Consider the following 12892-nt stretch of genomic DNA (forward strand, 5'->3'; position numbering starts at 1 on the left):
CTATACCCCTGGGGGTATGCATCGCCCACTCGGATGGGCCGACCGCGAACCGGAGGCCGGTCCGCGGTCGGAGCAGCTCCGACCGCGGACCGGCGTTGTCACCTACCGGTCACAGGCGCGCGCACTGACCCGACGCCGGGCCCCGCACCGTGTTCGCCCGACCCTCGTTCACCGGGGCCGGGGTGTTGCCCGAGCAGGCCAGCGGGCCGCTGATGGTGTTGGCGGCGACGACCACCGGCTGGCTGCCGGAGTTGCCCGTCACGCTCACCGGGCCGCTGACGGTGGCCGCGTCGACCCGTACCCCACCGAGGTTGGCCACAAGCGTCACCGGCCCGTTGATCCGGGCCTTGCTGATCTTCAGGTCGCCGGTGGTGCCGGCCACCGTGACCGGACCGGAGACCTTCGTACCCGACAGCTCGAACAGCACCGGCCGGGTGGCGGACACCGGGCCGTTGATGGTGCCGCCGGTCACCCGCAGCGAGGCCCCTGCGGCGATCGACACCGGGCCCGCGATCGTGGCGTTCTCCACACAGGTCAGGCCGGCGGTCACGATCAGCGGCTTGTTGTGCTTGCCGGTGATCGTGGTGGTGCACTCCGGCCCGCCCTGGCCGACCGACGACCGCGGGTCGGTGTCCGCGGTCACCGGCGAGTTGGCGGCGAAGTAGTTCACCAGCATGGTGAGGTCGTTGTCGCCGGTGGTCAGCGGGTCGGTGCCGCCGCCGAGAGTGGTGAAGTTGTCCCCGCCGGCAGCGAGGAACGAGTTCACCGTGACCCGGTAGCTGCCCGCCGGGTCGATCGGCGTGCCGTTCAGCTCCATCGAGGTGATCCGCGAGCCCTGGGCGGCCTGCGGGTCGTAGGTGTAGCTGAAGCCCTCCGACACGCCGAGCCACAGCACCGGGCGGGACGCGCCCGCCGGCTGCCACTGCTGCTCCAACACCTGCTTGATCTCGGCACCGGTGTAGGTCTTGGTGACCACGTCGTTGGCGAAGGGCTGGACGGCGAAGGCCTCGGCATAGGTCACCGTGCCGTCGTCGCCGTACAGCAGGTCGGCCCGCAGACCGCCCGGGTTCATGAACGCGATCTGCGCCCCACCCCGACCGGCGTCACGGGTGCCGGCGAGCTGCACGTCGGCGATGAAGTTGCCAAGCGCCGACTCCTTGCCCCGATCCTCGTTGCCGTCGGTGTAGGCGCGCCGGATGTCGGCGGTGATCTCACCGAGCTTCCGCTGACCCAGCTCCTGCGCCCGCACCTTCGCGGCGGCCACGATCTCCGCCACCGCCGGGTCCTGCGCCGCACCGACGACGTCCACCAGGGACGCGTCGGCGGAGGTGATGGAGCCCGCCTCCGGGTCGAAGGTCAACGTGACCTTGCCGAGACGCTTGCCGTAGTCCTCGGCCTGCACGATCGGCCGCAGCTTGTCGGTGCCGGGAACCGGCACCTCGAAGGCGTACGGCTGGTGGGTGTGCCCGCTGAAGATCACGTCGACGGTGGCGTCGGCGCGGGTGAACTCGCCGAAGACCGGGTCGTTCGTCAACGCCTCGGGAGAGTCGATGTTCTCGGTCGCGGCGCCCTCGTGCGCGAGCAGCACGACCACGTCGGCCTCGCCGTTGTCCGGGTTGCCGTCCTTGAGCTGGCCGGCGACCAGGTTGGCCTCGACCACCGGGTCGCGGAACGTGATGCCGGTGATGCCGTCCGGGCTCACCAGCGAGGCGGTCTGCTCGGTGACCACGCCGATGAAACCGACGCGGACGCCGCCGATGGTGTTCACCGCGTACGCCGGTAGCGCCCGGGTCTCACCGCGGTACACGTTGGCGCCCAGGTGCGGGAAGTCGGCCCGGTCGGTCACCCGGCCGGTCAGGTCCGCCATGCCCTTGTCGAACTCGTGGTTGCCCACCGCCGAGACGAGCAGGCCGGCCTGGTTCAACGCGTCGATCGTCGGGTTGTCGTCGTCGATCGCCGAGATGAAGGTGGAGGCGCCGATGTTGTCACCGGCGGAGACGAAGGCGGTGTTCGGGTTCTCCGCCCGCAACTGGTTCACCAGACCGGCCACCTGAGCCGCACCGCCGACCGGCTGACCATCCACGGTGGCCGGTGACTCCAGCCGGCCGTGGAAGTCGTTGATGCTCAGCAGTTGGAGCTCCACCGGGCCGGCGTCGGCGCCGGTGTCGATGCCCACCACCAGCGGGTTGTGGTCGCTGGCCCGGTACGGGTCCGGTGCGAAGAACGCGGCCAGGCCGTCGTACTGGAAGGCGTACGACTCGACCGCGTTGATCTGCCAGATGTCGACCCCGGTGACCCGCGACGCCAGCGACGGCGAGGCGAGGGCGTGGTCGAGCGAGCCGGACTCACCGTTGAAGACGTAGCTGGTCTTCCCGGTGTCGTTGAGATTGCGGTAGTCCTCGTCGTAGAGGGCCTGCATCGGGTCTTCCTGGGTGTACGCGTTGAAGTCACCCAGCAGCAGTACGTCGTCGGTCTCGCTGTCCGCCTTGACCTGGTCCACGAAGGCGGCCAGCGCCCCGGCCTGCCGGACCCGGTCGCCGTTCCAACCGCCCTGACCGTCACCGGCATCGGCGTTGTCACCGGAGCCGGCACCGCTCTTGGACTTGAAGTGGTTGGCCACCACGATGAAGTCCACCGAGCCGGCGGTGAACGTCTGCGCGATCGGCTCGCGGGCGTTGGACCACACCGTCTCGTCGTTCACCGACCGCGATGGGCCCTTCGGCTGTGCCTTGGCCGGCTTGAAGATGATCGCCGTGGTGATGACGTCCTGCTCGGCCGCGCCGGGCAGCTCGGCCGGCGTACGGACGTAGTCCCAGGTGCCCGCGCCGTCCTCGCTGTTCAGGGCGGCGACCAGGCGCTTGAGTGCCTGCTGCGGGTCCTCGGCGTTGAACCGGACCGAGTTCTCGATCTCCTCCAGCGCCACCACGTCGGCGTTCAACGCGGTGATCGCCGAAACGATCTTTGCTTCCTGCCTGGCCAGCGCCGCCTCGTCGTCGGCACCTCGGGCCTCGCCACCGAAGTGGACGAAGTAGTTCAGCACGTTGAAGCTGGCCACCCGCAGGTCGCCGCCGACGTCGACGGGCCCGGCGGTACGCGGATTGGTGGTCTTGAACGTGGTCCGGGCGGCCGGTGCGGTGTCCGCGTCGACCGGGCGGGTCGGTTGCAGACGCCACTCGTTGAAGCCGTACGACAGCACCGACGCGCCGAACGCCTCCACCGAGTCGCCGACCCGCAGCGGGCTGGCCGGCGAGACGTACGGCGGCGGCAGCCCGGCGGTGGCCAGGTTCGTGGTCCTACCGTCGTCGACAAGCAGGCGACGCCGCTTGTTCTCGGCGGCCAGGGCCTGCGCGGGGTCCGAGCCGGGGCGGGCCACATCGGTAGGCGTCCGGGCCGGCTGGTCACCGGCGGCGAGCACCACCTCGCCGTACCGGTTGGTGTTGTACACCTCGGAGACGGTGTACGCGCCGACCGGCGCCACCAGCATCGACTCGACCGACTCGCGAGCGGCCTCGTCCAGGGGCAGCTCGACCGGCACCGGTGCCGGCAGCGGTGCGCCCTGCTCGCAGACCTGGACGTCGGCCCGGGCCGCGATGGTCAGCTGGGTGAGACCGTTGAACTCGCTCGCCGTGCCGCTGACCCGTACCCGGTCGCCGATCGCGACCGACGGGTGGTTCGCGGTGTTGGTGGTGAGGTACACGAAGATGCCGTCCGAGGCGGTTCCGGCGGCGACCGGGCGCTCGGCACCGCTGCCCGCCGTCTGCACGTACACCCCGTTGTAACCACCGGTGCGGTGGTCGGCGGTGACGATGCCCTCCACGGTCACCCGGCTGCCGGCCAGCGGCGTGGCCGCACCGGAGCCCTGCACCTCGGCGATGGTGTGGTCGACGGTGACGGTGCAGCCGGTCGGATCCGGGTCCGGGTCCGATGCGGCGTTGCGCACCCCGAAGGTGCTCGGCGCGGGTGCCCGCCAGCTGCCCTCGATCTTCTGGAGCGAGTGGCCCGCCGGGGTCGACGCGGTCTCCTGCACGCCGACATCGACGCCGGTCCGGCCGTCCGCCGGCCCGCCGATCGCGGTGAAGGTGCCCTCGTAGGTCAGGAACTCGGCGACGTCACCGCCGGGCGCGACGAGCGCGACGCCGTCGGGTGAGCCGTTCTGGATGCCGTCCGTCGGGTACGACTCGACGACCACACCCCTGGCCGGCACCACGCCGCTCAACGTCCTGGTGCCGTACGCCGAACCGTTGGCGCCGTTGTAGAGGACGATCTGCCAGCCGGTCAGGTCGAAGCCGACCGGTGCCTCGACCTCGATCGCCTCGCCGGTGTCCGCCCCGACGTTGTCGTAGTGGATCTCACTGATGAACGGCGTGGTGGGCGCCGGGTCCGCGAAGGCGGTGGTGCCACCGGAGAGGATGAGCGTGGTGGCGGTGACCAGTACGCCCGGGATTGTGAGTAGTCGTGTACTTCTTGTGCGCTGCATGTATGCGGCCTCCGAAGGGAGTAGACCGTCGGAGGATAAGCGGCGCCGGTGTCCATGCGGGAGCCGCCGGGTGTACCAAAGCGGCAAAGACCGGGTAGCTCAGCCGCCCTGGGCGGCAAGCCCGGGTAGCTCAGCCGCCCTGGGCGGCAAGCCCGGGTAGCTCAGCCGCCCCGGGCGACCGGACCGATCAGCTGACGCTCGGTGCCGGTCATGCTCAGCATCACCCACTGCACCTTGCCCTTGGTGATCAGGCCGACCATCTCCGGATGCAACTGGGTGAACCAGCTCTGCACGCTGGCCAGACCGAGGGCGTTCGCGGCGGTGGCCGCCTCGGCCTCGGTGAGCCGCTGGAGCACCACGATGTCGCTGCGGACCAGAACCTCGACGTCCCAGCCGGCCAGGTCGTCGCGGACCACCAGGGTGGCCCGCCAGGGTGCGCTGAGATTGGTGTCCGGTCCGGTGACCGGACCGGTGTCGATCACCACGAGCTGTGGTTCGGTCGGTGTGGCCGGCACCGGAGGCGCGACGCCCGGCGGCAGGAACGAGGCGATCTCCCGGCCGATGACGCAGCGCCGCAGGAAGGCGTCCCACTCCTGCTCCCGCGCGGTCTGCACGAACAGCCGGGCGCCGAGCGCCAGTGACCGGAAGGCGAGCAGCTCGGCTGCGCGTACCCCGCCGGTGAGCATCAGCCGGGTCGGTTCGGCCCGGAACACCCGCAGCCCCACCGGCTCCTGCTGGCGGTTACGGCCGACGACCAGCCCGCCGCCACCGGCGACCAGCCGTAGGCCGGCGACGGAGGCAGCGTCCGCGACGTGCAGTCCCATCCGACTGCCGGGAAAGGCGACGCCGTTCATCGCAGGAAGCCTCCCAACGGCAGGGTGGCGGCCACGCCGTGGGCGTGCTCGCCGTCGAGTCGCTGCAGGCGACCGCCGTGATCGCGGATCGCCTGGTCGAGTGCGCGATCGGCGGCGGCCAGCGCGGCCGGGTCGGCGCCGATGAGCCGGAACGCCACCTCGACCAGGGCGTCGTCGTCACCAGGGCGGCCATTCTCCCGAGCCACCGAGATGGACACCACGCCGGCCGCGGCGGGCAGTCCGCGCAGCAGTGGGTCCAGTTCCCACGCCCGGCTGGGCCAGGCGAGCAGTCGATAGCAGCTCTGCGGGACACCCTGAACGGACCAGCTCCGCCAGCCTTCCCGGGTCAACGGTGGGTCGGTGCCGGCTGCGCCAGCGGTGAGATGGGTCAACTGGGCGACCGCGGCGAGCACCTCGTCCCGGTTGAGCAGACGGGCCGTTGCCCGTTCCTGCCGCAGCTGACGCCGGGTCCGCCGGATCGCCGCCGTGAGCGCCGGCCGCAGATCCCGGTCGGCGTGGAAATCGGGGGTACGCGGAGCGTGAAGCACCACCCACGCCTGCCGGCTGGCCGGGACGCCACCGTTCGTCAGTTCGCGATACGCACGGTCGACCGCAGCCGCGCGGGCGCGGGGCGCCGGGGTCACCTGGATCAGCACCTGCACCGTCACGAGGGGCGTCTTCGGGTCGGCCGCCGGTAGCAACGCCACCGGAGACGGCAGGGCCTGCGGTGCCCCCATGAGCAGCGCGCCCTCGGTCGGATCGACCTCCAGCACCGCGCTGAGCCCACCCCGGTGGGTCAGCAGCACGGCCGGCTGATCGTCGATCTCGACCTGATCCAGCTCGACGGTGCTCTCCAGGTGGCTCAGCAGCTGCCATGGGCCGTCGGGCCCGGCACCGACCAGCTGCCGGCTCCGTCCCCGGTACGCCCACCACACCGCCAGCCACTGGTGCAGCCATCGGCCCCGGTGGCGCACCATCGTCGGAGCGAGCACCAGCACCGTGGCGGCGGCCACCGCGACGGTCAGCGGCAGGCCGTGCGGCGTGGCCGCCAGCACCGCCGCCGCACCGGCCTGCCAGGCCACGAGTTGGGCTACGTGGATCCCACCGACGCGCGGCTGCCGTCGGTGTGGGCGTACCACCGGAACCGCCGCGGCGTCCCGGGCCGCGCCTTCGGCGACGGGCGGTCCCGCCGGGGCGGCCGTGGCCTGCGGTACGACCCGACTCTCCGGCGTCCGGGCGGCGGGCGCGGCGACGGCGGCCGATCCCGTGGCGGCGGCCCGACTGGTGTACGCGGTGCCGACGGTGGCCCGCCCCTGCCCGCGCTCGGCCGCCCAGGTGTGGCCGGGGCCGGCGCCGCCGAGCGTCGGTGCCGGCGCTGCGCCCTGCTGTTGGGGCGCGCGCTGCTGTGGCGGCGGTGCCGCCGCCCCCGGGTGATGCTGCCAACCCGGCTCGCCCGGCTGAGCCGCACCCGGATGCGTCACCGCACGTCCCTCCCTGACCGGCGCGGCATCGTCATCGCCCGATCGCGGTGCGCACGTCGGCCACGGTCACGGTCCGCAACTCGTCGAGGCTCGGACGTTGCCCGGACTGGCGCAACCGCTGCGCCTGCGCCTTGCGGACCCCCTCGAAGAGCTTGCGTGCCTCTCGGGCGTTGCCGAAATTCTGATCCCGTTCGATGGTGCCGAAGTGCTCGCGGAGCACCTCGGAGACGCCGTCGGCGAGCAGGTACTCGTCGCCGCCGGCCATCCGCTCCACGATTACGACCAACTGCTCCGGGGAGTAGTTGCCGAACTCGACAGTCTTGGCGAAGCGGGAGGCCAGACCGGGGTTGGCGTCGAGGAACTGCAACATCTCGCCGGTGTAGCCGGCCGCGATCACCGCGATCTCGTCGCGGTGATCCTCCATCAGCTTCACCAGCGTGTCGATGGCTTCCTGCCCGAAGTCGCCACCGGTGCCCGACGACCGGGACAGGGTGTACGCCTCATCGATGAAGAGCACGCCGCCGCGCGCCAGTTCGAACGCGGCGGCGGTCTTCTCGGCGGTGTGGCCGATGTACTGGCCGACCAGGTCACGTCGGGAGACCTCGCGGAAGGCGCCACCGGGCAGTGCGCCCAGCGCTGCCAGCAGGTCACCGTAGATGCGCGCCACCGTGGTCTTACCGGTGCCGGGGGCACCCGCGAAGATCAGGTGATGGCTGACCGCGCCGACGGGCAGCCCGGCGCTGCGCCGCCACTCGTTGACCTGGATCTCGTCGATGAGGGCGCGGACCTCCTCCTTCACCGATTCCAGGCCGACCATGGCCGCCAGGTCGGCCAGCAGTTTCTCCACCCGGGCGGCGTCCTGACCGGTGGTCGCGCGGGCGGCGTCGGCGCCGAAGGCGGCCTTCCGGTTGACGGTGCCCTCGACGATTGTCGGGTCGGCTCCCTCGGCGATCTCGATCGCCGGCTGGCCGGTGTTCTCCGTGGTGCACTCCTCGACGCTGCCGCGGCAGCCCCGGGCGAAGGAGACCGCCGGCCCTCGGGTGTCGCGGATCCGGCAGCGACGCAGCACCGGGGCGCTCTGATGAACCACCGCCACGCCGGCCTGCCCGGTCTGGGAGATGTCGCAGGTCTCGATAATGGGCCGGCCGTACTGGTAGATGTAGATGCCCCGGTTGCCGCAGCGGGTCACCGTGCTGGTGCGGATGGTCGGTGCCGCCCCGATCCGCACGATGATGCCGTCCTCGCTGAGATCGGTGAACTCGCACCCCTCGACGCTGCCGTCGGAATCCTCCACCACCAGGCCGTACCGTCCGCCGGTCACCCGGCAGCGGGTGAGCGTGAACTCCGAACGACCCGCCACCTGGATCGCCGCGCCGAAGCCGGCGCTCAGCTCGCACCCGGTCATGGTGAGCCTCGCCCGGTCGGCCACCACGACCTGCGCGTCACCGGCCTTCAGGACCAGGTCGCGCAGCTCCAACCGGCCGGAATTGCAGGACACCGTCGGGTACGCCCCGGAGGACGCGTCGATGGTGACCGTGCCCGGGCCCTCTGCGGCGACCACGCTGACGCCACGGTCGTTGACGAACAGGGCCTCGTGGTAGGTGCCGGGGCTGACCGAGACGACCGTGTCGTCGCTGGCCACCGCCAGTGCCTCCCCGATGGACGGGTAGGCACCGGGCTGATCCGGGGAGACGAGAAGGGTGCGCGTCATGGCTCCGGCTCTGGACGGCGAAGAGGGGGCGGGACCGACGATATCCCAGCCGGTCGAGGTGGTGTGAGCCCCTCGATGCCGGCGGTGCCCACACGTCCCACCCGCCGGCACGGCGACGACGGCTAGGCTCGCGTGCGGGGCGGGCGAAACCTCGCCGGTGATCCCCTTTCGACACCCGGGAGGACGGATGGCGCAGCCGCGGATGCTGCCGCTGGCGGCCGGTGCGCTGCTGGCCGACGGCACCGTCCACACGCACACTTCGGTACGCGGCGATCTGGTCCCTGACCTGCATCCGGTGGTCCGGCGCTTCCTGCACGGGCTGCCGGTCGAGCAGCGCGAGCGCTACGCCGGATGGTGCGCCGAGGCGGTGCTGATCTCCGACCGGCTCTACGCGGCCGAGGCAGGCGGGCCACCACTCGACGCCGCCCGGTCCCGCGCGCTGCTCTGGGGCGCGAAAGTCCGGGTGACCCGGGTACGGGAGGAGGGCGACCCGCGCCACGGCGAGGTTCAGTCGCCCTGCCGCTCCTGCGCCGCCATGCTGGACTGGTTCGGTGTGGAGGCGCTGACATGAGCGAACGCTTTCCGCCCCTGGTGGCGCAGACCCTCGCCGCCGCCGGCTGGTCGCCCGACCGCTCCGACGACAACCGGGGCCGCGAGTGGGGGCTGCGGATCGCCGCCCACGCCACGCCCGGCGGCCGCCAGCACACCGTGACGACCCGGGCGATCGAGGCGTACGCCGAGTTCGGCGGATTGCGGGTGCGCCCGCAAGGGGAGGGTGAGCAGGTCGTACCGAGCGAATTCCACCTCGACCCGTTCCTGGTGCGACACTCGGTGGAAACCCTCGCCGAGCTGGCCGAGGCGATCGGCGCACCACTGAGCCCGCTGGGCGAGGAGGGCGACGGCACCGGGATCCTGGCGCTCGATCAGCAAGGTCGGGTGTTCGTGCTGGACCACACCGGGGACTGGTTCCTCGGCGCGGATCTCGACGAGGCGCTCACCACGCTGGTGCTCGGTCGTCGTCCCCAGCGGGTACGCGCGGACGGCACCTGGTGACCGGCTGGCAGCCCAGCACGGCCGCCGAACGCGCGCTGCTGGCCGCCGCCGAGGCCGACGACCGGGAAGGATTCCTCACCGAACTCGTCGCCGGTCCGCTGCTGCTGCCCGTGTCGCCCGCTGCGGCGGCCGGACGGGAGACGGTGGCGTGGCCGACGGCTCACCACGAGGGTGTCACCCACGTGCTCGCGTACACCTCGCCGGCCGCGATCGCCGCCGGGATGCCCGGTCGGTCGGTGAACTACCGGGTGTCGGGACTGGTCGACATCGCCGTCGACTGGCCCGACGACGGGTGGATGCTGGCGATCGACGCCGGATTGCCGATCGGCGTACGACTGACCGCTGACGAGCTTCGGGCCCTGACCGCACCGGTCGTGGAGGCCGAGCGACCGCTCCGCGAGGCGGTCCGGCGACAGGATCCCAACGCCCTGATGTCCGCCCTGCTCCGGGCGGAACTGGTGCTGCCGGTGGACCCCGAGGGCTCGGCGACGCGAGACCTGTCCGACCCGGACTTTCCGTGGTGGGCCGTCCCCGACGAGCAGGGTCGGCCCAGCCTGCCCGTGTTCAGCTCCGAAGGCCGGCTGCGGCAGGCACTCGGCGAGCGTGACCTGGTGGTGGTCAGCAGCCTTCAGCTCACCGACCACTGGCCGGACCTCTCCTGGCAACTGCTGCTCAACCCGGAGACCCCACTGGCGGCGGCACTGCCCGGCGAGGCGCTGCTGACGTTGCGCGACTGGCTCGGCGAGTTACGACAGGTGATCCAGGAGGCGGCCGACCAGGAGCAGCAACGACGCGACACGGCCCGGTACGCCGACCCGTCGACGGTGGGCGTACCGGTGCCCCGCCCGGCACCGGAATCCACCGCCGACGACGGGCCCGATCCCAGCGCACCGCTGCTGCTGCAACTGGTCATCCCGCACCGCTACCTGACGTCCTACCTCGACGACGGGTACGACCGGGCGGCCGGGCTGGTGCACGCCTGGCACGGACCGGGACGGGACACGCCGATCCGGCTGTACCGACGGTTGGGCCTGCTCGGTGAGGGCTCTCCGTTCGAGGAATCGGACGAGTGGGTGGCAGTGCTGCGCTGGCCGCCCGGCGAGGCGACGCCCGAGGAGTGGGGTCAGGGGCAGCCACGAATGGAGTCGCTTGTCGTACCGGACGGGACCGAGCTGCACTGCCTGCACGCCGACGGCCGAGACGAACTGCTGGCCCGCTTCGACGCCACCGGCCGCCGCTGGTCCCCGGCCTGATCGGTCCCGCCTCCGGTCGGTGGCGCTGCTTGTCGGAGGCCCTCGACGGTGTGCTGCGGTCACGGGCGACGTCGGTGCGGTCGGCTGTGACCACGGTCGCCGGAGCGCTGAACCACCGCGTCGTACCGTCCTACCGTCCGTCAGCGACTGCGGCCGGCGAACCAGGCCCGCGCGGGCGGGCTCTTGATCAGGACGAGCGACACACCGGCCAACCCACCCACGACCAGCGGCGTGACCATCGTCGGGTGATAACTGAGCTTGCCCTGCGCCAGCAGCGTGACGATGACGACGACGAAGAGCCCGAAGGTGAATCCGGCCGGCACGACCAGCCCTGCCGCGTTGTCGCCCGTCCAGGCCATCAGAATCCCCAGTGACGCGAGCAGCACCACCAGCAACGCGATCGCCAGTACGCCCGCACCGATGCCCACCACCAGGAACTTGCCCAGTCCGTCGCCATCGGTACGCAGCATCGCCCGGAAGAAGGCGAACCCGGCGATCAGCCAGACGACGATCGAGGGCACCATCAGCAGGGCGGCGAGGGTGACGACGACCGGTCGCCGGCGTGGCGTCGGCGTGCGCCCGCCGGGAGGCGTACCCGGGGCTGGGCCGAGGTTGGGGGACTCGCCGGCTGGCGCGGCGGACGACATGGATTCCTCCTCGGGAGCGATCGGGTCAGCCGGGCGGGCGCCGCCAGACCGCGTCGTCGGTTCTGTCCGCGGGCTGACCGGCGCTGCCGGTAGGCGTGGCGAGACCCCCTGCCGCCGGCGCGACAGCTCCGGAAGCTGCCGACATCTCCTCCAGCGGATCCTCGTCGGCCGACTCCGCCTCAAGTCGGCGTGCGCGGCCCCGCAGCAGCATGACGGTGCCCACGATCCCGCCGACGATGAGCAGAAGCACGGCGATGATCACGGCCCACACGAAGACCACGATGCCGTCCTCGCGCTCGCGGGGATCGGCCTGCCACGGCTCCAGACCGTAATCGCCCGCTGCAGGATCGGTGGGGCGGGTGCCCCGGCCGTCCGGCTCGCCGGTCAATGCCTGCCGGATGTCGAGTGCGCCCCACCCGTAGTGCAGGTCATGGCCGGGCTCGCCCTCATCACGAGTGGTCTCCAGCAGGCGCTGGAACATCTCGTAGCCGTTCAGGTCCGGATATTCGGCCTTGACCAAAGCCAGCGCGCCGGAGACGAGGGCCGTGCTGTTGCTGCTGCCGAGCCCGACGTGGTACCTGTTGCCGGGGACGGCGTAGACGATGTCCTCGCCCGGTGCGGCGATGTCGACCTGCTCGGCGGGTAGGGCGGCCTCCTCGCTGATCGTGCCGGTGCGGTCGGTGCCGTTGACAGCCATGGCGCTCTGGTGTGAGGCCGGGCTGGCGATGATCGAATCCTTACGATTGCCGACGGCCGCGACCACGATCACGTTTCGCTGGTAGGCCCGCTCGACGGCTCGGTTCAGCTCGTCGTTGAAACTGCTGGACAGTGAGACGTTGATGATGTCGGCGTCGTGGTCGACCGCCCAGTTGATTGCGGCGGCGATGGCGGTCGGCTGGATCAGCGGGCTTCGCTCGCTCATGATGGTGATTGGGAGGATCTTGGCCTTCGGTGCGATGCCGAGCACGCCGTCGCGGTTGCCCGGCCCGTGCCCGTGCCCGGCGATCAACGAGGCCATGGCGGTGCCGTGGCCCGCTCGGTCGACCCGGCCCTTGGCATCGTCGTCGTAGAAGTCGACCCCGGGCAGGACGTTGTCCTTGAGGTCCTGGTGCTTCGCGTCCACCCCGGTGTCGATCACGGCCACCACGACACCCTCGCCCCGAGTGATCTTGTGCATCTCAGGTATCTCCAGGGCCTTCAGATGCCACGAGTCGTCCCTGATGGAATCGGCCATAGCGGGTGCCGCGGGCAGCCACAGGATCGCCAGTACGCTTGCGGCTGCGACCGCCAGGGTCGTTGCCGGTCGGGCGAGGACGCGCATGCCCGTCTGCCTTCCTCTGTGGGCCATAGCCGGACGGCTGGGGTCGAACGGTCACTGCATGGTACGGGCCGGCCACCCAGCGTTGGGTGACCGGC

Annotated in this window: 9 protein-coding genes; 3 read left to right on the top strand and 6 right to left on the bottom strand. The window is 71.5% G+C overall.

All coding sequences use genetic code 11. The annotated features are described in order from the left end of the window. Positions 1–109 precede the first annotated feature (109 nt). From ACFY2A_RS27640 to ACFY2A_RS27655, 4 genes are all read right to left on the bottom strand, one after another. Entirely contained in the window at positions 110–4477 is a 4368-nt protein-coding gene (locus tag ACFY2A_RS27640; protein WP_387175869.1) for an ExeM/NucH family extracellular endonuclease, read from the bottom strand. A gap of 161 nt (positions 4478–4638) precedes the next feature. After that, positions 4639–5331 (bottom strand): hypothetical protein, encoded by a 693-nt coding sequence (locus ACFY2A_RS27645; RefSeq protein WP_093411163.1) that lies wholly within the window; start codon positions 5329–5331, stop codon positions 4639–4641. Continuing rightward, positions 5328–6812 carry a type VII secretion protein EccE gene (gene eccE / locus ACFY2A_RS27650; RefSeq protein WP_387175871.1) on the bottom strand — a complete coding sequence of 495 codons (1485 nt, stop codon included), beginning with the start codon at positions 6810–6812 and terminating at the stop codon, positions 5328–5330. Before eccE ends, ACFY2A_RS27645 begins: the two co-directional genes overlap by 4 nt. A gap of 31 nt (positions 6813–6843) precedes the next feature. Continuing rightward, the gene (locus tag ACFY2A_RS27655; protein ID WP_387175874.1) at positions 6844–8523 is read right to left on the bottom strand and encodes a right-handed parallel beta-helix repeat-containing protein; all 1680 of its coding nucleotides are present in this window, start codon (positions 8521–8523) and stop codon (positions 6844–6846) included. Positions 8524–8710: 187 nt separating this feature from the next. Here ACFY2A_RS27655 and ACFY2A_RS27660 point away from each other — a divergent pair, with 187 nt between their 5' ends. The 3 genes from ACFY2A_RS27660 to ACFY2A_RS27670 are packed head-to-tail and all read left to right on the top strand — an operon-like array spanning position 8711 to position 10829. Beyond that, positions 8711–9094 carry a YwqJ-related putative deaminase gene (locus ACFY2A_RS27660; RefSeq protein WP_387175876.1) on the top strand — a complete coding sequence of 128 codons (384 nt, stop codon included), beginning with the start codon at positions 8711–8713 and terminating at the stop codon, positions 9092–9094. After that, positions 9091–9576, top strand: a complete 486-nt coding sequence (locus ACFY2A_RS27665; protein WP_363925421.1) for an SUKH-3 domain-containing protein — start codon at positions 9091–9093, stop codon at positions 9574–9576. Before ACFY2A_RS27660 ends, ACFY2A_RS27665 begins: the two co-directional genes overlap by 4 nt. After that, positions 9570–10829, top strand: coding sequence for an SseB family protein (locus ACFY2A_RS27670; protein WP_387175902.1), 1260 nt, complete (start codon positions 9570–9572; stop codon positions 10827–10829). The genes ACFY2A_RS27665 and ACFY2A_RS27670 overlap by 7 nt, the downstream gene beginning before the upstream one ends. A 140-nt stretch (positions 10830–10969) precedes the next feature. Here the strand turns inward: ACFY2A_RS27670 and ACFY2A_RS27675 are convergent, their stop codons facing one another. Beyond that, a complete protein-coding gene (locus ACFY2A_RS27675) occupies positions 10970–11476 on the bottom strand; it encodes a hypothetical protein (RefSeq protein ID WP_363925422.1) in 507 nt (168 codons plus the stop codon). Between the two features lie 25 nt (positions 11477–11501). Then, positions 11502–12797, bottom strand: coding sequence for a type VII secretion-associated serine protease mycosin (gene mycP, locus ACFY2A_RS27680; RefSeq protein WP_387175878.1), 1296 nt, complete (start codon positions 12795–12797; stop codon positions 11502–11504). Positions 12798–12892: the final 95 nt, after the last annotated feature.

This window comes from Micromonospora sp. NPDC000442 (genome assembly GCF_042898635.1).
GTDB lineage: Bacteria > Actinomycetota > Actinomycetes > Mycobacteriales > Micromonosporaceae > Micromonospora.